Below are 20,242 nucleotides of genomic sequence, written 5' to 3'. Positions count from 1 at the left end.
AGATCTTCAGCTCGCTCGGGTTCTATCCGCTGCAGATGGGCAGCCCGACGTACGCGATCGGCTCCCCGCTCTACACCAAGGCGACGGTGCACCTGGAGAACGGCAAGGACCTCGTCATCTCCGCGCCGGAGAACAGCGCGGCGAACGTCTATGTGCAGGGCGTGAAGGTCAACGGCACCGCGCAGACGAAGACGTACTTCACGCAGGAGCAGCTGGCGAACGGCGGGACGATCGAGTTCGACATGGGCGACACGCCCTCGGCGTGGGGCACCGGCGCCGACGACGCGCCGCCCTCGATCACCCAGGGCACACAGGTTCCTAAGCCGCTCATGGACGCCACAGGTAGCGGCAAGGGCACGCCCACGAGCTCGGCCGGCTCCGCGGCGGCGCTGTTCGACAACACCTCCGACACGCGCGTGACGTTCCCGACGGCCACCCCCTGGGTGCAGTACTCGTTGTCGGGCAGGACCGCCCGGGCGACGATGTACACCCTCACCTCGTCCACCGCCGCCGGCGGCGACCCGACCAGCTGGGTCGTGAAGGGCTCGAACGACGGCACGACGTGGACGACCCTCGACACCCGCACGGCCGAGAAGTTCGCCTGGCGGCTGCAGACGCGGGCGTTCTCGCTCCAGGCGCCGGGGGTCTTCCGGCACTACCGCGTCGAGGTGACCGCCACCACCGGAGGCCCGGCTGCGCTGGCCGAGGTCGAGCTCCTGGCCTCGACGCCCAAGGCCTCCGAGCTCGCCGCGGCCGTCGCCGCCGGCCAGGCCGCCGGGGCGATCGTCGCGAGCACGGCCCGCGACCTGCAGCGCCTCGTCACCGCGGCCCAGCAGGCCGAGGACGCGAACGACGACGCGGCCGTCCTCGCGCAGGTGCAGGCGATCGCGGCCCAGCTCGACACGCTGTCGTCGGCCAAGGTGGACGCCACCGCCCGCGACGGGATGCGCCTGCTGCTCTCGCAGTGGCTGACCCCCGCGACCGGTGTCGTCTCGATCCGTCAGCAGGTGTCGGCGCTCACCGCGAGCGGCGACATCGCCGGCTCGACGGCCAAGGACCTGCAGGCGATCGTGGCGGCGGCCGAGCAGGCGGAGGCCGGGAGCCACGCGGCGCAGCTGCGTACCCAGCTCACGAAGCTGCGTTCCGCCGTTGCCGCAGCCAGGGCCGGCAAGGTGAGCCAGCAGGCCAGGGACGCACTGCTGCCGCTGGTCGACGCGCTCCTGGCCGATCCCCCCTCGGTCGCCCGCGCGACGGCCGCGGCGGACGTGCTGATGAGCTCCTACGACACGAACAAGGCGTGGTTCCCCTCGTCCTGGTGGAACTCCGCGGTGGCGCTGCAGACCGTCGGGGACTACATGCAGCGCACCGGGGACAGGCGCTACCTCGCCCAGCTCGACAACACGTTCGAGAAGAACAAGGGCGTCTTCCCCGCCGGCTACCTCTCCGGTGACCCGCTCCTCGGCAACTTCACCAGCCGCGCCATCGACGACTCCGAGTGGTGGGCGCTGACCTGGATCCAGGCGTACGACCTCACGAAGGACCAGAAGTACCTCGACATGGCGGTCACGATCGCCGACTACGTCAACGGCTACTGGGACGACACGTGCGGCGGCGGCGTGTGGTGGGACGCCGAGCGGACCTACAAGAACGCCGTCACCAACGGCCTCTGGGTCAGGCTCACCGCAGAGCTGCACAACCGCATCCCCGGCGACACCGCCTGGCTGGCCAAGTCCCGGACAGCGTGGGAATGGCTCGACGCCAGCGGCATGATCAACTCGTCGGGCCTCGTGAACGACGGGCTCGACGGCGCGTGCAGGAACAACGGCGGGACCGTCTGGAGCTACAACCAGGGCCTCGCCATCGGCGCGGGCCTGGAGCTGTGGCGCGCGACCGGCGACACGACGGCGCTCGCCACGGCCCGCCGGCTCGCGGACGCGGCGATGACGTCGTCCGCGCTCGTGTCCGACGGGGTGCTCACCGAGGCGTGCGACCGCCTCGACCGCTCCCGCGACGACAACGCCAAGCAGTTCAAGGGCATCTTCATGCGCTACTTCATGGACCTGTCCGACAGCACGGGCGACCCGAGGTACCAGGCGTTCGTCGACCGGCAGGCCACGAGCGTCTGGGGCCGGGACCGTGACGCGCAGGGCCGGCTCGGCGTGCGGTGGGCCGGTACCGGTAGCGCGGCGCACCCGAACGTCTTCGACTGGCGCACGCAGGCCAGCGCGCTCAGCGCACTGATCGCGGCGGTCCCGCGGTCGTAGCAGCTCCCGCCCGACGTCACCGGCCCGTCCCCGCGCGGGGGCGGGCCGGTGGCGTGCGGGGCACGGGGCGGGGAGGGTCGCGTACCGTCGACACGTGGACGAGAAGACGCGCAAGCGGGTACGCATCGGAGCCTGGACCCTGGGCCTGGTCGCAGGTGTCCTCTATCTGGTCAGCGGCCTGAGCGACCTCCTCGGCTGAGCTAGGCCACTACTGGAGTAGTGCACCGGCGCCCCGTTCGGTGCGCCGAAGGGCCCGGGAGATCCGCCGTTCAGGCGATGGCGGGCTGCCGCACCTCATTTGGGCAACCCCTGCACCGAATGGAAGGTCGTTGAACTCGCAACAATCTTCTAGAAGCCGGTAACCCCGGCCGGAACAGGGGCCACGACCATGAGCGCGCACCCGAGCTCCCCGTCGCTGCTGACTCGCTGGCTCGGCAACCGCCGAGTCGCCACCAAGATCCTGCTCGCCGTCCTCGTGGCCGCCGTCGCGGCCCTGGCGACCGGCGTCGTCTCGCTCGTCAAGCTCTCCGCGGTCAACGATGCGGGCGGCGCGATCTACACCTCGAGCTTCCGGGCTGCCGAGCAGCTCGACGCGCTGCGCGGCGGCGTCTGGAAGAGCCGGGTCGACGTGCTCTACCACGCGCTCAAGGAGGACCCGGAGGCCAAGGCCGAGCGGGAGAAGCTCCTCGCCGAGGACGACGCCGTCGTGGACGAGGCGCTGCGCGGCTACGCGGAGCTCGGCTTCGACGTCGACGGCCTGTCGGACTCCATCACGGGCTACCGGAGCATCCGCGACGAGGAGCTCCTGCCGGCCAGCCGGGCCGGGGACAGCGCCGGCGTCGAGGCGGCGCTGACCGAGATCGCGCCGATCGTCACGACGCTCATGGACGACCTGACGACGCTGTCCCGGCAGCAGCACGAGTCCGCGGAGACCAGCGCGGCGCAGGCGCAGGGGACGTACGAGAGCGGCCGCAACACGATGCTCGTCGTCCTGCTGGTCGGGCTGACGCTCGCGGTCGGCGCGGCGATCCTCGTCGCGCGGCAGATCGTCCGCCCGCTGCAGCAGGTCAACGACGTGCTCGCCGCGGTCGCGGACGGCGACCTGACCCGCACCGTGGGCCTGCAGACGCGCGACGAGCTCGGGGCCATGGCAGGCGCGCTCGACCGGGCCACGACGTCGATCCGCGAGACCGTGACGACCATGGCACTGAGCTCGGAGGACCTTGCGGGCACGGCGCGCCAGATCTCCGACACCAGCCGCACCATCTCGAACGACTCCGAGGCGGTGACCGCCCAGGCGACCACGACCTCGGCCACCGCCGAGCAGGTGAGCAGCGCGATCGCGACCGTCGCCGCCGGCGCCGAGGAGATGGGCGCGTCGATCCGGGAGATCTCGGCCAGCGCCTCGGAGGCCGCCCGCGTCGCCGCCGGCGCGGTCGCCGTCGCCGGGTCGGCGCAGGAGACGGTCGAGCGGCTGGGCACCAGCTCCGCCGAGATCACGACCGTGGTCAAGCTCATCACCTCGATCGCCGAGCAGACCAACCTGCTCGCACTCAACGCCACGATCGAGGCCGCGCGGGCGGGTGAGGCCGGCAAGGGCTTCGCGGTCGTCGCGGGCGAGGTGAAGGACCTGGCCCAGGAGACGGCGCGGGCCACCGAGGACATCAGCCGCCGGGTCGAGACGATCCAGGCCGACACCGCTGGTGCGGCGGCAGCGATCGCCGAGATCACCGCGGTCATCGGCCAGGTCAACGACTTCTCCACCACGATCGCGGCGGCCGTCGAGGAGCAGACCGCGACGACCGCGGAGATCGGGCGCAGCGTCGCCGAGGCCGCGACCGGCAGCGCGGACATCGCCAGCGACGTCGACTCGGTGGCCCGGACCTCCGGCTCGACCCTCGCGACGGTGGGCAGCGCGCAGGAGGCGTCGGTGCACCTGGGCGAGGTCTCGGCGGCGCTGCACCAGCAGGTGTCCCGCTTCCGGGTCTGACCCGGGGACGTCCGACGCGCAGTGCGCCTGCCCCGGACGCCCCACGACGAGGAGGCCCGCCGCCGCGACGAGGAGTCGCGGCGACGGGCCTCGTCGCTGCCTGGCCCTGCGCGCCCGCTCTCGCCGGCCCGCAGGAGGACCGTCAGACCTGCGGCTGGGCCACCGTCAGGTCGCGCGCCTCGGCGTAGCGCTCGCGCACGAACGGCGTCGGCTCCGCGTCGTACGCCTCGGTGCCCTCGCGCTCCCACGTCGGTGCCTCGGCGGCGCCGGTGAGGACCCACGCGGCCTGCCGCGCGGCGCCGTCGGCGACGTACTCGCCCGGCGGCGGGACGAGGACGGGCCGGCCGAGGACGGCGGGGGCCAGCCGGCGTACCGCCTCCGAGCGGGCACCTCCGCCGACCAGGAAGACCCGCTCGACGCGGGCGCCCTGCGCGACCAGCGCGTCCAGCCCGTCCGCGAGGCCGCACAGCAGCCCCTCGACGGCGGCCCGGGCGAGGTGCGCCGGAGTGGAGGTCGAGAGCCGCATCCCGTGCAAGGCACCGGTGGAGTCGGGCTTGTCGGGGGTGCGCTCGCCCTCGAAGTACGGGACGAGGGCGAGGCCGCCGGCGCCGGCCGGCGCCGAGAGCGCGAGCCGGGAGAGCTCGGCGTGGTCGACCCCGAGGATGCGGGCCATCGCGTCGAGCACCCGCGCCGCGTTCAACGTGGCCACCAGCGGCAAGAAGCGGCCCGTCGCGTCCGCGAAGCCCGCGACGGCACCCGATGCGTCGGCCGCCGGCACCTCGGCGACCGCGCTGGCGACGCCGGAGGTGCCGATGGACAGGACGACGTCTCCGGGCCGCGCGGCCAGGCCCAGCGCCGCGGCCGCGTTGTCCCCCGTGCCCGGGCCGATCAGCGCACCGCCCGGGGTGGTGCCGCCGGACTCGGCCGGGGCCAGCACGCGCGGCACGACCGCCTCGTGGCCGAGGCCGCGTACGAGGAGGTCCGTGCGGTACTCACCGGTCGCCGCGGACCAGTAGCCGGTGCCGCTGGCGTCGCCGCGGTCGGTGAAGAGCGCGTCCAGCCCCGGAGAGCCGGCGAGCTTCCAGGAGAGGTAGTCGTGCGGCAGGCAGACGGCCGCGGTGCGACCCGCGTTGTCCGGCTCGTTGTCGGCCAGCCAGCGCAGCTTGGTCACCGTGAAGCTGGCGACCGGCACGAGGCCCACGGCGTCGACCCAGGCCTGGCGACCGGCCTCCCCGCCGCCGAGCTCCTCGATCAGGTCACCGGCCGCGCCGGCGGAGCGGGTGTCGTTCCACAGCAGGGCCGGGCGCACGACCTTGCCCGACTCGTCGAGGCAGACCATGCCGTGCTGCTGGCCGCCGACCGCCACCGCGGCGACGTCGTCGAGCCCGCCCGCCTCGGCGACGGCCGCGTCGAGCGCCGACTCCCAGGCGTCGGGGTGGACCTCGGTGCCGTCCGGGTGGGCCGCGCGGCCCTCCCGGACGAGCGTGCCGGTCTCGGCGTCGCGGACGACGACCTTGCAGGACTGGGTCGAGGAGTCGACTCCTGCGACGAGCGTCATTGCGTCCCTTCCGAAAGAGGAGTAGCCGAGACCGGCAGCCGTCAGGAGAGTGTCAGCGGGCGCCGAGCAGGTGCTCGACGGCCAGCTGCTGCAGGCGGGCGAAGTTGAAGCCCTCCAGGCCCTTGGCCTGCGCGTCGAACTCCTCGTAGGCCGACGTGTCCGCCAGCAGCTGCTCGTAGGTCTCGCCCTCGCCGAGGGTCGGGACGGAGAGCTCGGCCACGCGGGCGGCCTCGAGCGCCTGCTGCACCTCGGGGTCGGCGCGGAAGGCCTTCGAGCGCTCCTTGAGCATCAGGTAGACCGACATGTTCGACTTCGCGGTCTCCCACACGCCGTCCATGTCCTCGGTGCGCATCGGCTTGTAGTCGAAGTGCCGGTCCGCGGTGTAGGTCGGGCCGCCGCCGGGGGCGCCGTTCTCGAGCAGGTCGACCGTCGAGAACGCCTGCAGCAGGTCGCCGAGGCCGAAGACGAGGTCCTGGTCGTAGCGCGGGCCGTGCTGGCCGTTGAGGTCGATGTGGAAGAGCTTGCCGTGCCACAGCGCCTGCGCGATGCCGTGGGTGTAGTTGAGGCTGGCCATCTGCTCGTGGCCGACCTCGGGGTTGAGGCCCACCATGTCGGCGTGGTCGAGCTCGTTGATGAGCGCGAGCGCGTGGCCGATGGTCGGGAGCAGGATGTCGCCGCGGGGCTCGTTCGGCTTGGGCTCGAGGGCGAACTTGAGCCCGTAGCCCTTGTCGATCGAGTACTGCGCCAGCGTGTCGAGCGCCTCCTTGAAGCGGTCGAGCGCGGCGCCGACGTTCTTGCCCTGGTCGACCTCGGAGCCCTCGCGGCCGCCCCAGAAGACGTAGATCTCGGCGCCGAGCTCGGCGGCGAGGTCCATGTTCTCCATGACCTTGCGCAGCGCGTAGCGGCGGACCGAGCGGTCGTTGCTCGTGAAGCCGCCGTCCTTGAAGACGGGCTGGCCGAACAGGTTGGTCGTCACCATGGGGACGACGAGGCCCGTCTCCTCGAGCGCCTTCTTGAACGAGTCGATGATCTGGCGGCGCTCGTCCTTCGAGGAGCCGAACGGGATCAGATCCTCGTCGTGGAAGGTGATGCCGTAGGCACCGATCTCGGAGAGCTTGTGCACCGCGTCCACCGCGTCGAGGTGCGGACGGGTCGCCTCGCCGAACATGTCGCGGGCCTGCCAGCCCACGGTCCAGAGGCCGAAGGAGAACTTGTCCTCACGTGTCGGCTGCGTTGCCACGATGTTCCTCCCAGGTTTGTTTAGGCCTTGAACATAAGCCTGTGTCTGTGGCACTGTCAATGCCGTGAACGAGATCCGGGCCGAGAGGTGGCCGGCCTCACGGCGCCCTCGCCGGACGACCGGCCCGGCCCGCCAGAGCGGGATGCGTGAGCACAACCTCGCGCTCGCCCTGCGCGAGATCGCCTTCGCCCATACCCCCGTCTCGCGTGCCGATATCGCCAGCGCCACCGGCCTGACCCGGGCGACCGCGTCGAGCCTCGTCGACGCCCTGGTCGGCGCGGGGCTGGTCGTAGAGTCCGGCCCCACGGCGCGGCCGCGCGGCGGGCGCCCGGCGACCGGGCTCGTGCTCTCCAGCACCGGCCCGGCCGGGATCGGCATCGAGGTCAACGTCGACTACGTCGCGGTCTGCGTGATGGACCTCGCCGGCGTCGTGCGCCACCGGCGCATCGAGGGCGGGGACTGGCGCGACGTCCCCGCGCCGGAGGCCCTCGCCCGCGCCGCTTCCCTCACTGCCGACGTCGCGCGCAGTGCCCGGCGCAGCGGGCTGCGGCTCGCTGGAGCGGCCCTCGCCGTCCCCGGCCTGGTGCAGGCGCCGTACGGGCCGCTGCAGCTCGCGCCCAACCTCGGCTGGCAGGACCTCGACGTGCTCGCGGTGCTGCGCGACGCCCCGGACCTGCCCGCCGTGCCGCTGACCGTGGACAACGAGGCCAACTTCGCCGCGCTCGCCGAGCTCTACGCCGCGCCCGCGGAGCCGGGGGCGCCGCGCAGCTTCCTGCACGTGTCGGGCGAGATCGGCATCGGCTCCGGCATCGTCCTCAACGGCGCGCTCGTGCGCGGGCGGCACGGCTGGAGCGGCGAGCTGGGCCACCTCACGGTGTCGCCCGACGGCCCGGACTGCACCTGCGGCTCGCGGGGGTGCCTGGAGCAGTACGCCGGGCTCGACGCGATCCTGCGAGCCGCCGGCCTGCCCGCTCCGCGCGGCACCTCGCTCGGCGGCGTGTCCGCGGTCGAGCGCATCGTCGAGACGGCGAAGACCGCGGACCCCAGCATGCTCGCCGCGCTCGAGTCGGCGGGCACCGCGCTGGGCGTGGCCCTCGCCGGCGCGCTGAACCTGCTCGACCTCGACGCCGTCGTGCTCGGCGGTGCCTACGCCCGGCTCGCCCCCTGGATCCTAGAGTTCGTCGAGCAGGAGATCGGCGGGCGCCTGCTGTCCGCGCCCTGGTCCGCGCCCCAGGTCCGCGCGTCCCTCCTGCAGGCCGACGCCGCGGTGCTCGGCGCCGCGCGATCGGTCGTGCAGGGCGTCGTCGACGACCCCGCGTCGTGGGTCGCACGCGTCGGGGCCTGAGGGCGCGGCCGGCGCGTACCCGGCCCGGCCCACCGGTCACCGAAGCGCTGCTCCCCCTCGGAAGCCGCACGGTGCGGGCGCTGGAGTCCGGGCCGGGGACCGCGTCGTTGTCCGTCGTGCTCCTGCCGGGGCTCGGAGCGCTGGGATACCTGCTGCCGACCGTGCGTGCGGTCGCCTCCCTCGGCGGCCGGTGCGTGCTGCTCGACCTGCCGGGCTTCGGGTCGCGGCGCCCCCGGCCGTGCCCGCCCACCGTCGAGGGCATCGCATCGGCCACGGCGCAGCTCCTCCGTGCCCGACCCGGAGCCGGGCGGCTCGTCCTCGCCGGCCACTCGACCGGCGCGCAGGCCGCGCTGCACGCCGCACTGCTGCTGCAGGAGGACGCTGCGCCCGCCGCGCTCGTGCTCGCCGGGCCGACCGTCGCGCCCGGGCAGCGCAGCCTGCTGCGGCTGGCCGCGCGTGCGCCGCTGGCGTACCGGCGTGACTCGCCGCGCGAGCTCGTCGTGGCCCCGGACTACGTACGCGGCGGCAGGGCGGTCCTCGAGCTCGTCCGGTCCGCGGTCGCGGACCGCCCCGAGGAGGCGATCGCCCGGCTGCGCGTGCCCGTGACCCTCACCGCCGGGCGGCACGACGCCTTCGCACCGGCGTGGTGGCGGCGGGAGCTGGTGCGGGCCGCAGGTCCGCGCGCCCGCGACGTGGAGCTGCCGGGCTCGCACAACAACCCCTGGACCCGGCCGTGGGAGCTCGCCGCGGTGCTCGCGGGTGCGGGCGCCTGAGCTACTTGCCGCCGGCCCCGACGAGCCCGGAGACCAGCGCGCGCCGGGCGAACAGGCACGCGACGAGCACCGGCAGCACCGAGAGCACGACCGCCGCGAGCAGGCCGGGGACGTCGGTGCCGTACTCGTCCTGGAAGTCGTAGAGCCCGAGCGGCAGCACGCGGGTGCTCTCCGACTGGGTCAGCACGAGCGGGAAGAGGAAGCCGTTCCAGGCCTGCAGGGCGGAGTAGACGGCGGCGGTCGCGATGCCGTGCCGCGAGAGCGGCAGGACGAGCCGGACCAGCGCCCGCGCCGGCCCGCTGCCGTCGAGCGCCATCGCCTCGTACATCTCCTCCGGCACGTCGCGCATCGCGGTCGTGAGGACCAGGACGCAGACCGGCAGGCAGAAGGCGGCCGTCGGCAGGATGACCGCGAGCAGCGTGTCGTAGAGCCCCAGCTGGCTGACGAGCAGGAACACCGGGACGATGACGGCCTGCGCCGGGATCGCCAGGCCGAGCAGGAAGACCCGCAGCGTGCGGGCCGACACGCGCGAACCCGAGCGGACGATGGCGTACGCCGCGGGCACCGCCAGCACGAGCACCAGCGCCACGACACCCAGGGCGACGAGCGTGGAGTTGAGCAGGTAGCCGGGGAAACCGCTGCGCAGGGCGTGCAGGTAGTTGTCGGCGGTGACCGCGTCGGGCAGGGCCAGCGGGCCGCCGTCGAGGTAGTCCTCCCGGCGCCGCACGGACGACACGACGACGGCGTAGACCGGGACTGCGACGACGACGAGCCAGCCGAGCACGCCGAGGGCGACGACGTTCGGGCGGCGTACGCGGCGGGCCGGGCTCACAGCCCCTCCCGCGTGCTGTGCATCCGCCCGAAGCCGGTAACGCGGACCAGGAGCAGCGAGATCCCCGTCGCCACGAGCACGAGGGCGAACGCGATCGCGCTCGCGTAGCCCATCTCAAAGCCCTCGAAGCCGGTCCGGTAGGCGACGAGCGGCACGATCGTCGTCGCGGTCCCTGGGCCGCCCGCGGTGAGGATGAGGACGGTGTCGAAGAAGGTCAGCGACCCGACGACCATGAGCACCGATGAGGCCACGACGGTGTTGCGCAGCTGCGGCAGGGTGATGCTCCAGAACCGGCGGGCCGTGCCGGCCCCGTCCATGGCCGCCGCCTGGTGCAGCACGTCCGGGACCTGGCGCGCGCCACCCTGGTAGAGCAGCGCGTGCAGCGGGATGAACTGCCAGCCGAGCACGAAGAGCACTGCGGTGAGGGCGCCTTCAGGCGTCGAGAACCAGCTGGCGTCGTCGAAGCCGAGCCGGGGCGCGAGCTCGGCGACGAGGCCGAAGTTCGGGTCGAGCAAGGACTTCCACACCAGTGCGACGGCGGCGCTGGACAGCAGGAGCGGCAGCAGGAACACCGCGGACACGACGGCGCGGGAGCGCTGCCGTCCCGCCGACCACACGCCGAGGAGCAGCGCGACCGGCGTCTGGAAGGCCCAGGTCGCGACGGTGAGGACCAGGCTGTGCCAGGCCGCGTCGCGCAGGTCGCGGTCGGCCAGCAGGCGGGACCAGTTCGCCCCGCCGACCCACGTCGGCGCGCCCAGCCCGTCCCAGCTGGTGAAGGAGAGGTAGGCGACGATCCCGAGCGGGGCAAGGGCGAACACGGCGAAGAAGAGCAACGCGGGGACGGCCCAGAGCACGCTCGGACGGCCACGCCGCGCGCGCAGGGCTCCGGCCCGGGCCGGCACCCGGCCCGGCGATGCAGTCGCCACGTCAGCCGCGCGGCAGCGCCGTCAGCGCGTCGACGAACTCGGCGGGGCGCACCTGCCCGGCGAAGAGCTTCTGGACCGCGGTGAGCATGGCGGTCGCCTGGGCCGACGGCAGCGCCTGGTCCCACGACACCGTGAAGGTCGGCGCCTGCTCGACCAGGTCGTACTGGAACCGCGCGAAGGCAGGGTCGGCGCTGCGGTCGAGCAGTGCCGCCGCGTCGGTCGTCGTGGGCACCGCGCCCCGGGCGACCAGGTCCTCGGCGTACGCGTCCTCGGCCGCGGTCTTGAGGAAGGCGATCGCGGTGGCGCGGTCACGGACGTCCGCGCTGACCGACCAGAAGTTGTTGGGGTTGCCCACGACCGCCTCCGGATCGCCCCGCCCGTCCGGCACGGCGGGGAACGTCGTCCAGCCCAGCCCGTCACGGGCGAAGGCGGGGTCGGCGGCGAGCTGGTTCGCGTACTCCCACGAGCCCATGAGCTGCATCGCCGCGCGGCCCCGGGAGAGCAGGGCGGAGGCACCGCCCGCGTTGTAGCTGACCGCCGAGAAGCTGTTGCCGAACGCGCCCCGGTCGAGCAGGTCCTCGACGGCCTGTGCAGCGCGCAGCACGGCAGGGTCGTGCCACCCGCGGACGTCGCCGTTCTTCACCCGCTCGAAGACGCCCGGCCCGCCGAAGCGGTCCACGAGGTACTCCAGCCACATGAGCTCGGCCCACGCGTTGGCGCCGGCGAGCGCGAACGGCGTGACCCCGCGCTCGGTGAAGGTGCCGACCAGGGCGAGCAGGTCGTCCCACGTCCGCGGTGGACGGACGCCCGCGTCGGCGAAGACCGCCTCGTTGAGGAAGAGCAGGACGGGCTGCGTCCCGCGCATGGGGATGCCGACGTACTTGTCGCCGACCATCCCGGCCTGCAGCACCGAGGGCAGGAACGACCGGCGGAACGCGGCGTTGGCCCGGAGCACGGGGGTCAGGTCGAGCAGCTTCCCGGCGTCGGCGTACTCCTTGACGCTCGCCCCGCCCCAGTTGAAGAAGACGTCAGGGGCCCGCGACGAGCCCATCGCGACGCGGAGCTTGTCCTCGTAGCCGTCGCCCGGCACGCGGTTGAGCCGGGCCCGCCCGGCGCCGGCCGCGTTGAACCGGTCCACCGCCGCCTGCTGGACGCTGTCGGCGGCGTCCTGCCAGACCCAGATGTCCAGCGCCCGGGCAGCGCCGGGGCCGCGCGGGCCGCTCCCGCAGGCCTCGAGAGCCAGCAGCGCGGCCGCGCCGAGAGCGGTGCGCCGGAGCAGCGCGCGCCGCGACAGGAGCTCGCTCATGCCCACCTCCCGACGCCGCCGGTCGTACGTCCCAGGATAGTTGCCGCGCGAACAAGGGGTGGCGCGAGAAGCCGCCCCGGCGCGGTGCTGCCCCCGGATCAAGTATCGCCACCCCGGAGCCCGGGCTGAGCCCGCACGCCGGGAAGCCGGTCGTCCGTCCCCCTCCCGGGCGCAAAGTGCCGTCTCAGCAGAACTTCGGCTTGCAGCCGCATAACCTGTGTGCTGGATAAGGGAGGCACCGTGGCCGGCGACGACGGAGAGCGCATAACGATCACCGCCATCGCGCGCGAGGCCGGTGTGTCGGTGCCGACCGTCTCGCGGGTGGTCAACGGGCGCGCCGACGTCGCGCCCGACACGCGCGCCCGGGTGGAGGAGCTGCTCAACCGGCACGGCTACCGCCGCCGCGGGACCCGCCAGCCGACGGACCGGGCCGGCCTCGTCGACCTGGTGTTCAACGACCTGGACAGCCCCTGGGCCGTGGAGATCCTGCGCGGGGTGGAGGACGTGGCCCACCCGCAGGGCGTGGGGACGGTCGTCTCGGCCATCCACCGGCACAAGTCCGCCACCCGGCAATGGCTGCAGAACCTCCAGACGCGCGCGTCCGACGGCGTCATCCTCGTCCTCTCCGACCTCGACCCGAAGGTCCACGCCGAGCTGCGGCGGCTCGACGTCCCGACCGTCGTGATCGACCCGGCCGGGGTCCCCAGCCTCGACGTCCCGACGATCGGCGCGACCAACTGGGCGGGCGGGCTGAGCGCGACCGAGCACCTGCTCTCGCTCGGCCACCGCCGGATCGGCCTCATCGCCGGCCCTCGCCGGCTGCTGTGCAGCCGCGCCCGGCTCGACGGCTACCGCGCCGCGCTCGAGGCCGCGGGCCTCGAGGTCGAGGACGAGCTCGTCTACGAGGGCGACTTCTACCACGAGGCCGGCTTCACGGGGACGCAGCAGCTCCTCTCGCTGCGCCGGCCGCCGACGGCGATCTTCGCCTCCAGCGACCAGATGGCGTTCGGCGTCTACGAGGCCATCCGGCAGCGCGGGCTGCGGGTGCCGACGGACATCAGCGTCGTCGGCTTCGACGACCTGCCCGAGGCGCGCTGGTCCTCGCCACCCCTGACCACCGTGCGCCAGCCGCTCGTCGAGATGGGCATGCTCGCCGCACGGACGATCCTCGCGCTGTCGCAGGGCGAGCCGCTCGTGACGCCCCGGCTGGAGCTGGCGACCGAGCTCGTCGTACGCCACAGCAGCGCGGCGCCGCCGGCGTAGGGGCCGCTCGACCGGCGACCGCCGGCAGCGTCGCCCCGGGCGCTGCCGTGCCAGCCTTCCGGCCCGGCTACCCGTGGTGCGCCATCGGCCAGATCGTCCACAGCGTCGTCCGCAGCCGGCGCGGCTGCTTCATCGCCGTGACGATCTGGAACGCGACGTCCTCGGGGCGCAGGTAGTCCGCGAGCGACGGGTCCCCCTCGGTCCGGCCGCGGCCGATGGCGAACTCGGTCTCGACACCTGCAGGGCAAATCGCCGAAACGCGGATCCCTGATGTGTGAAGCTCCCGGTCCAGCGCGCCGGCGAGGCCCACCTGGCCGAACTTCGTCGCCGCGTAGACCGCTTCGTTCGCGTCGCCGCGCAGCCCCGCCACGCTCGCGACGAGCACGAGGTCACCACCCCCGCGCCGCTTCAGCTCCGGGACGGCGGCGCGTACGGCCCAGACCGTGCCGGCGAGGTTGGCGTCGAGCATCTCGGCCAGCTCCTCATCGGTGCCGTCCTCGATGCCGCCGTAGAGCCCGACGCCCGCGTTCGCCACCATCGCGTCGAGCCCGCCGAACGTCTCGACCGCCGTGGAGACGAGCCGGCGCAGGTCCTCGGGCTTGCGCACGTCCGTCTGCACGGCGACCGCGTTGCCCTGCCCCAGCTCCTCGACGAGCGCCTCCAGCCGCTCCGCCCGCCGGGCACCGAGGACGACCTTGGCGCCCTCCTCGACGAGCAGGCGCGCAGTGGCCGTGCCGATGCCGGCACTCGCTCCGGTCACCGCTACGACACGGTCAGTGAGGTCAGCGGACTCGATCGGCACGAGAGATCCCTTCGACGGCAGGCAGTCCGGGCACGCCGGGCCGAGCACGCCCCGGGCACGTCTGAAGTTCCCCAGCGTCGCCTTCCGACACCATCGGGTGACGATCTGACGGGCTAACTGGTTGCCTCGAGTCATAACTAGAAGGATCTGCGGCCAAACTATTGTCCGGCCAACCAGAACCTGGTTATGGTCCGCGGCGGGGGGGCGCGCCAGCACCCCGCCCGGGCATCGGACCTGTCTCCGGTGCCCGTCGCGTCTGCAAAGGAGAACCACAAGCATGTGCTACGGCTATGACGGCAACGCTGCCCTCTGTCAGTCCCTGGAGCACCGTGGACTGAACCGCCGTTCCTTCCTCCGCGGCGCGCTCGGCGCGACGGTCGCGGCCGGCATCGGTGGCGCCGCGCTCGCGAACGCCCGCCCGGCCGAGGCCGCCATCCCGCGCGTGGGCTCGACCAAGGTCGTCAACCACCGCATCAGCATCCAGCTCTACACGCTGCGCTCGATCATGACGAACGCGACGACGACCACGAACACCCTCACGGCGCTCGAGGACATCGGCTACCGCAACGTCGAGCTCGCCGGCCTGGGCGGCCTGACCGTCGCGCAGATGCGCGACCTGCTCGACGACCTCGGCATCAAGGCGTCCTCGAGCCACGACGGCATCAGCGCCAACACCACGGCGGCCCGCACCAAGATCGCCAACGCCAAGATCCTCGGCCAGGACTACATCAACGTCCCCTACCTCGCCTCGACGAACGCCGACGACTGGCGCCGCTGGGCCGACCAGATGAACGCCGAGGCCGCGATCGCGAAGCAGAACCGCATCCGCTACGGCTACCACAACCACGCGCACGAGTTCACCACCAACCTCGGTGGCGGCCTCACGCCGTGGCAGATCTTCATGGACCGCCTCGACCCGAAGCTCGTCCACCTCGAGATCGACCTCTACTGGGTCGTCACGGCCGGCATCAACCTCGGCGTCGCCGACCCGCACCAGTTCGCGATCGACGTCATCGACGACGCGCCGCTGCGCACCCGCCAGTTCCACGTCAAGGACCGCCACGGGGCCACCCCGCAGACGCCCGGCCAGCAGCCCGGCGACATGGCCGACCTCGGCACCGGCATCATCGACTTCGCGCGCATCTTCCAGGCGCACAAGGCCGAGGAGTACATCGTCGAGAACGACACCCCCGACGTGACCCCGCTGCAGACGGCCGAGATCGGCTACAACTACCTGCGCGGCATCCGCTACTGACGCCTCGCGCCTTCGTAGGGCCTAGCTGAGCGAAGGGCCGGGGCGATGCCCCGGCCCTTCGGTCGTCTCCACGTCGGCTCACACGTCCGGCAGCGCCTGCTCCAGCGGCTCGACCAGCGCGGCCCGGTCGTCGTCCCCGAGCAGGTCCGCGACGACGAGGGCGTGCACGGCTCCGGACACGAGGTTCCAGGACCCGGAGGCGGCGTCCCGCGCGCTCATCCCCGCCCGGTGCACCGCCGACACGGTGAGCATCTGTGCGGCGGCGGCGCACCGCGTACGTCCCGACAGGTGCGCGGCCCACGAGGCCGCGTGCACCGCCACCGCCCACGGCCGCTCGGACCGGCGCGACGCCTCGACCCCCGCGCCCAGCCCCGCGAGCCCGCGCGCGTCCAGCGCCGCCAGCCGCGCGACCAGGGCGCCCACCTCGTCGGCGTTCGGCCCGAGGCACGGCTCGGCCACCTCGAGCCGCTCCAGCGCGTCCCGCCAGGGGGCGACCAGCAGCGCGCGCGACCCGGCCGGCAGCCCCGGCATCGCGTACGCCGCGGCGACCGCGTCGCAGACGACCGACACCGCGCGGGCCACGTCCTCGTCCTGCACCGCGACGCCGCCCGAACGCTTCCACGCCCACTCGAAGACGTCGGTCCGCAGGCAGCCCATGAGGTCCTCGAGGCCGCCGATGCCGCTGACCTCCAGCCGGCGCAGCGCGGCGGTGGAGACGGCCGCGTCGGCGCCGGCCGCCGTCGCGCCCGCGCCGGCCCCGAACGACGCCGCGACCGCGCGCACCGTCGCGTCGTCCTTGGTGGCGCGGGCCAGCTCGGCCCACGCCTCGGCGCGGTCCTCCTCAGGGCGGGCGACGGCCGCGAGGGCGGGGACGTGCTCGGGCCCCAGGGCCAGTGCGGTGGCGACGACGTCGGCGGCCTCGGCCCCGCCGGCGCGGCGGACCAGGTCGAAGCCGAGGACTGGAGCACTGACCAGGGAGTACACGGATGGGCCTCCAGACCGCCGCGACAATCGGAACCCCTCCAGGGTCCCCCTCCCGGCACGGTCTGGCACTCCCCCGGTCGGTTGGTCCTTGAGCACAGGACGGATGATCCTCGTCACTCGCTGTGACGACGTACGCCCTCCCACCAAGCGGCGGGAGGGCGTACGTGACGGGACGGAGGTCAGGTGACGTCGACCGCCCTGTCGATGTCGAGCGCCAGCAGGAGGCGGTCCTCCAGCTTGTACGCCCCGACGATGAGCTCGCGCTCCTTGGCGCTGAGCGTCTCCGGCGGCGACTCGAACAGGTCGTCGGACACGGTGACCACGTCGCCGATGGCGTCGACGAGCAGGCTGAGCACCTCACCGTCCACGCGGACGACGACGTTCATCGGCTCACTGCCGTCGCTGCGCGGCTCGAGCTCGAGCCGGCGGCGCAGGTCGACGGAGGTGACGACCTGGCCGCGCAGGTTCATCAGGCCGCCGATCGCCGGCGAGGCGAGGTAGACCTTGGTGCTCGGCTGGTAGCGGAGCACCTCCTGCACGCGGCTCACCTCGACGCCGAACAGGTGGTCGGCCAGGGTGAAGGTGGCCAGCTGGGTCATCACAGCATCCCTTCGAAGGAGAAGGCGTCGTCAGCGAACCCGGCTTGGGCACCGGACAGCTCGGGCAGGGGGTCGATCGGGAAGCGCGGGTCGGCCGCGAGGATGGCCTGCCGCACGTCGAGCAGCTCGACGACCTTCTCCTGGATGAGCGCGCTGCCCAGCAGGCCGATGTCGTCGACGTCGCTGCGCGAGTGCACGCCCTCCTCCACGATGTCGAGGATCCGGTCGACCACGAGGGCGACGCTGCGGCCGCCGCGCGAGGAGACGATCATCGGCAGGCGCTCGCCGGTGCCCTCGTCGTAGCCACCGAGGTGGCGCGACAGGCGGACCAGCGGGAGGATCTCGCCGCGGTACTCCACGACCTCGCGGGCGCCGACGTGCTGCACCTTCTCGCTCGGGAACTCCTCCAGACGGGTGACCATGTCGAGCGGGATCGCCACCCGCCGGTCGCCGGCCACCTGGGCCACGAGGAGGCGCTCGACCTCGGCCACCGCGGCCGACTGGGCCTCGAGCTGTGCGGCGCGCTCGGCGGCCTCGCTGCGCATCGTGCCGGCGGCCAGCGCCTGCACGTCGAGGATGAGGGCCACGGTGCCGTCGCCGAGGATCGTCGCGCCGGAGTAGACCCCGATGCCCTTGAGCCGGGAGCTCAGCGGCTTGACGACGATCTCCTCGCTGTTGAGGACGCGGTCCAGGATCAGGCCGAACGGGCGGCCGTCGGACTGGAGCACCGCGATGTTGACGTTGCCCTCGTCGCGGCGGCTCTTGTCCAGGCCGAGCACGTCGGCGAGGTCCACCAGCGGGAGCAGGCGGCCGCGCAGGCGGTAGACCGGGGCGCCCGACACCGTCTCGATCGCGGTGGTGCCGCGGCGGGCGTCGATGCTGACGACCTCGAGCAGCGAGATCTGCGGCACCGCGTAGCGCTCGCCGCAGCACTCGACGGTCAGCGCGGGGACGATCGCCAGCGTCAGCGGGATCGTCAGGCGGAACGTGCTGCCCTGGCCCGGCACCGAGGTGAGGTCGACGGTGCCGCCGATCTTCTCGATGTTCGTGCGGACGACGTCCATGCCCACGCCACGGCCGGAGACGTTGGTGACTTTCTCCGCGGTCGAGAAGCCCGGCTTGAAGATGAGGTTCAGGACCTCGCGCTCGCTGAGCGCCGCGAGCTGGGCAGCGGTGACGACGCCCTTCTCGACGGCCTTGGAGCCGATCTTGACCGGGTCGATGCCGGCCCCGTCGTCGACGATCTCGACGACGACGCGGCCGCCCTCGTGGAACGCGCGCAGGCGCAGCAGGCCGGTCTCCGGCTTGCCGGCGGCGCGGCGGCGCTCGGGGGTCTCGACGCCGTGGTCGACGGAGTTGCGGACGATGTGGGTCAGCGGGTCCTTGATGGCCTCGAGCAGCGTGCGGTCGAGCTCGGTCTCCTTGCCGTACATCTCCAGCGAGACCTGCTTGCCGAGCATCGAGGACAGGTCGCGGACGACGCGCGGCAGCTTGGACCAGACGTGGTCGATCGGCTGCATGCGCGTCTTCATGACGCCCTCCTGCAGCTCGCTCGTCACGAGGTTGAGCCGCTGGGTCATGCGCAGCAGCTCCATGTCGTGGTCCGCGTTCGCCCGCTGCACGATCTGGTTGCGGGTGAGCACGAGCTCGCCGACCAGGTTCATGAGCAGCTCGAGCTGGTCCACGTCGACGCGGATCGTGCTGTCGGCGGCCGTACGCCGGGCCTGCGGCTCGGTGTTCGGCTCGGGAGCGTGCTCGACCGGCGCGGGCTTGGCGGCGGCCGGGGCGGGTGCGGGAGCCGGCGCGGCGGCGGGCTCGGCCACGGGGGCCGGGGCCTGCTCGGCGCCCTGCGCCTGCGGCTCCTCGGCGGCGACGGCCACGGCCTCGGCGGGCTTCTTGGCCGCGCGCTTGCGCGGCGTGGTGGTGCGCTTGGCCGCCGCACGCCGCTTCGGCGCCGGCGCCTCCTCGGCCACGGGCTCCTCGGCCGGGGCCTGCACCGCGGCCGGCTCGGCCGGGGCGGGGGCCGGGGCCGGGGCGGGCGCGTTGCCGGCGTTCAGGCAGGCCTCGACCGCGGCGACCGCGACGGAGATGTCGACGTCGCCCTCGCCGCCCTCGGACTCGATCTTGGACAGGAGCAGGCGCACGACGTCGACCATCTGCAGCAGGGCGTCGGTCGTCGCCGGGGTCATCGACAGCTCGCCGTCACGCAGCCGGCTGAGCAGGTTCTCCCCGACGTGGGTGACGGACTCCAGGCGCGTGAGGGCGAGGAAGCCGCTCGTGCCCTTGATGGTGTGGATGGTGCGGAAGATGCTCGACAGCAGGTCGCGCGAGCCGGGCTCGCGCTCCAGGGCGACGAGGTCGCGGTCGAGCTGGTCGAGGTTCTCGTGGCTCTCGACGAGAAACTCCTGGACGATCTCGTCCATGCCCTCTAGGCCGTCCATCTGTGACGATCTCCCTTCGGCGGAGCAGGCCCACCGATGGGCCTTGACGCAGAATCAATCGGCGGCTTCCGGCACGGCTGAAGCTATTGAGCGACAGAGATCTGCTGCCGAGTCTTCCCCTATGTCCTCCCCCCGCCCAGGCGCCGGCTCGCGCGCGCTGTCCGTCCCGCGCCCGCGTACCGACGAGCACGGCGAGCGGGACGGGGTCGTCATCGCACCTGCGCGCGCCCTGCTCGACGCGGTCGTCGCGATCGGCGCGGACCTGACGCCGGGGGCGGTGCTCGCCAACGTCGTACGCGCCGCCGTCGCCCTCGTGCCGGCCCGGCTCGCGGTCCTCGTCGTGCTGGGCCCGGACCGCCAGGCCCAGCAGCTCGCCGCGGCCGAGCCGGGCGGTCCGGCCGCGGCGCTGCTGCCCGAGGACGAGGCCCGTGCGGCGTACGCCCGGCTGCTCGCCGCCGGGCCGGCCACGGGCGTGGTGCGCGTCCCCGTCACCCACCGCGGAGCCGCCCTCGGCCTGCTGCTGCTCGCCCCCGCCGCGCCGCACGGGCCGGTGCTGGGCGACGGCGACGTCGCGGCCGCCGAGGCCCTCGCCGCTGCCGCCGGCGGGGCGCTCGCCAACGCCCGCGTCCTCGAGGAGGCCGACCGGCGCCGCCGCTGGCTGGAG

Annotated in this window: 15 protein-coding genes and 1 pseudogene; 7 read left to right on the top strand and 9 right to left on the bottom strand. The window is 73.5% G+C overall.

Translation table 11 applies throughout. The annotated features are described in order from the left end of the window. Together G9H71_RS23960 and G9H71_RS16790 are read left to right on the top strand one after the other, a co-directional pair. Positions 1 to 2,264: glycoside hydrolase family 76 protein (locus G9H71_RS23960; RefSeq protein WP_231134968.1), on the top strand; the 2,264-nt coding region annotated here is incomplete at its 5' end. A gap of 388 nt (positions 2,265 to 2,652) precedes the next feature. Then, positions 2,653 to 4,254 carry a methyl-accepting chemotaxis protein gene (locus G9H71_RS16790; RefSeq protein WP_166283846.1) on the top strand — a complete coding sequence of 534 codons (1,602 nt, stop codon included), beginning with the start codon at positions 2,653 to 2,655 and terminating at the stop codon, positions 4,252 to 4,254. A 142-nt stretch (positions 4,255 to 4,396) separates the two neighbouring features. On the opposite strand, the gene xylB is transcribed toward G9H71_RS16790, so the two are convergent. Together xylB and xylA are read right to left on the bottom strand one after the other, a co-directional pair. Further along, a complete protein-coding gene (gene xylB / locus G9H71_RS16785; RefSeq protein WP_166283844.1) occupies positions 4,397 to 5,812 on the bottom strand; it encodes a xylulokinase in 1,416 nt (471 codons plus the stop codon). Positions 5,813 to 5,864: 52 nt separating this feature from the next. Then, on the bottom strand, positions 5,865 to 7,052 hold the full coding sequence (xylA, locus tag G9H71_RS16780; RefSeq protein ID WP_166283842.1) for a xylose isomerase: 1,188 nt from the start codon (positions 7,050 to 7,052) through the stop codon (positions 5,865 to 5,867). 64 nt (positions 7,053 to 7,116) lie between these two features. Here xylA and G9H71_RS16775 point away from each other — a divergent pair, with 64 nt between their 5' ends. Both G9H71_RS16775 and G9H71_RS16770 read left to right on the top strand, forming a co-directional pair. Further along, positions 7,117 to 8,397: an ROK family transcriptional regulator gene (locus tag G9H71_RS16775; protein ID WP_331273066.1), complete on the top strand. Its 1,281-nt coding sequence runs from the start codon at positions 7,117 to 7,119 to the stop codon at positions 8,395 to 8,397. A gap of 71 nt (positions 8,398 to 8,468) precedes the next feature. Next, positions 8,469 to 9,170, top strand: coding sequence for an alpha/beta fold hydrolase (locus G9H71_RS16770; protein ID WP_166283840.1), 702 nt, complete (start codon positions 8,469 to 8,471; stop codon positions 9,168 to 9,170). A gap of 1 nt (position 9,171) precedes the next feature. Here G9H71_RS16770 and G9H71_RS16765 read toward each other — a convergent pair whose 3' ends face one another. Genes G9H71_RS16765 through G9H71_RS16755 form a run of 3 tightly spaced genes read right to left on the bottom strand, consistent with a single transcriptional unit; the run spans position 9,172 to position 12,234 of the window. After that, the gene (locus G9H71_RS16765; protein ID WP_166283838.1) at positions 9,172 to 10,002 is read right to left on the bottom strand and encodes a carbohydrate ABC transporter permease; all 831 of its coding nucleotides are present in this window, start codon (positions 10,000 to 10,002) and stop codon (positions 9,172 to 9,174) included. Next, on the bottom strand, positions 9,999 to 10,928 hold the full coding sequence (locus tag G9H71_RS16760; protein ID WP_166283836.1) for a carbohydrate ABC transporter permease: 930 nt from the start codon (positions 10,926 to 10,928) through the stop codon (positions 9,999 to 10,001). Before G9H71_RS16760 ends, G9H71_RS16765 begins: the two co-directional genes overlap by 4 nt. A gap of 1 nt (position 10,929) precedes the next feature. Next, positions 10,930 to 12,234: an extracellular solute-binding protein gene (locus G9H71_RS16755; RefSeq protein ID WP_166283834.1), complete on the bottom strand. Its 1,305-nt coding sequence runs from the start codon at positions 12,232 to 12,234 to the stop codon at positions 10,930 to 10,932. Positions 12,235 to 12,474: 240 nt separating this feature from the next. On the opposite strand from G9H71_RS16755, the gene G9H71_RS16750 reads away from it, so the two are divergent. After that, positions 12,475 to 13,497: a LacI family DNA-binding transcriptional regulator gene (locus tag G9H71_RS16750; protein ID WP_166283833.1), complete on the top strand. Its 1,023-nt coding sequence runs from the start codon at positions 12,475 to 12,477 to the stop codon at positions 13,495 to 13,497. Positions 13,498 to 13,564: 67 nt separating this feature from the next. On the opposite strand, the gene G9H71_RS16745 is transcribed toward G9H71_RS16750, so the two are convergent. Continuing rightward, a complete protein-coding gene (locus G9H71_RS16745) occupies positions 13,565 to 14,257 on the bottom strand; it encodes an SDR family oxidoreductase (RefSeq protein WP_331273065.1) in 693 nt (230 codons plus the stop codon). A 319-nt stretch (positions 14,258 to 14,576) separates the two neighbouring features. Here G9H71_RS16745 and G9H71_RS16740 point away from each other — a divergent pair, with 319 nt between their 5' ends. After that, positions 14,577 to 15,554 (top strand): sugar phosphate isomerase/epimerase family protein, encoded by a 978-nt coding sequence (locus G9H71_RS16740; protein ID WP_166283829.1) that lies wholly within the window; start codon positions 14,577 to 14,579, stop codon positions 15,552 to 15,554. 78 nt (positions 15,555 to 15,632) lie between these two features. Here G9H71_RS16740 and G9H71_RS16735 read toward each other — a convergent pair whose 3' ends face one another. The 3 genes from G9H71_RS16735 to G9H71_RS16725 form a co-directional block, all read right to left on the bottom strand. After that, positions 15,633 to 16,538, bottom strand: coding sequence for a hypothetical protein (locus tag G9H71_RS16735; RefSeq protein WP_166283827.1), 906 nt, complete (start codon positions 16,536 to 16,538; stop codon positions 15,633 to 15,635). Between the two features lie 179 nt (positions 16,539 to 16,717). Beyond that, on the bottom strand, positions 16,718 to 17,137 hold the full coding sequence (locus tag G9H71_RS16730; protein ID WP_166283825.1) for a chemotaxis protein CheW: 420 nt from the start codon (positions 17,135 to 17,137) through the stop codon (positions 16,718 to 16,720). Next, positions 17,137 to 19,578 carry a chemotaxis protein CheW gene (locus tag G9H71_RS16725; RefSeq protein ID WP_166283823.1) on the bottom strand — a complete coding sequence of 814 codons (2,442 nt, stop codon included), beginning with the start codon at positions 19,576 to 19,578 and terminating at the stop codon, positions 17,137 to 17,139. The genes G9H71_RS16730 and G9H71_RS16725 overlap by 1 nt, the downstream gene beginning before the upstream one ends. Positions 19,579 to 19,699: 121 nt before the next feature. On the opposite strand from G9H71_RS16725, the pseudogene G9H71_RS16720 reads away from it, so the two are divergent. Then, a pseudogene (locus G9H71_RS16720) lies at positions 19,700 to 20,242 on the top strand (hypothetical protein); the annotation flags it as partial.

It is taken from the genome of Motilibacter deserti (assembly GCF_011250635.1).
Classification (GTDB): Bacteria; Actinomycetota; Actinomycetes; order Motilibacterales; family Motilibacteraceae; genus Motilibacter_A; species Motilibacter_A deserti.
This window is presented reverse-complemented; position numbering and strand designations above follow the sequence as displayed.

Coding starts and splice junctions, on each gene's coding strand:
- G9H71_RS16790 (WP_166283846.1), top strand. CDS start 2,653: ATGAGCGCGCACCCGAGCTCCCCGTCGCTGCTGACTCGCTGGCTCGGC.
- xylB (WP_166283844.1), bottom strand. CDS start 5,812: ATGACGCTCGTCGCAGGAGTCGACTCCTCGACCCAGTCCTGCAAGGTC.
- G9H71_RS16755 (WP_166283834.1), bottom strand. CDS start 12,234: ATGAGCGAGCTCCTGTCGCGGCGCGCGCTGCTCCGGCGCACCGCTCTC.
- G9H71_RS16740 (WP_166283829.1), top strand. CDS start 14,577: ATGTGCTACGGCTATGACGGCAACGCTGCCCTCTGTCAGTCCCTGGAG.
- G9H71_RS16730 (WP_166283825.1), bottom strand. CDS start 17,137: ATGACCCAGCTGGCCACCTTCACCCTGGCCGACCACCTGTTCGGCGTC.
- G9H71_RS16725 (WP_166283823.1), bottom strand. CDS start 19,578: ATGGACGGCCTAGAGGGCATGGACGAGATCGTCCAGGAGTTTCTCGTC.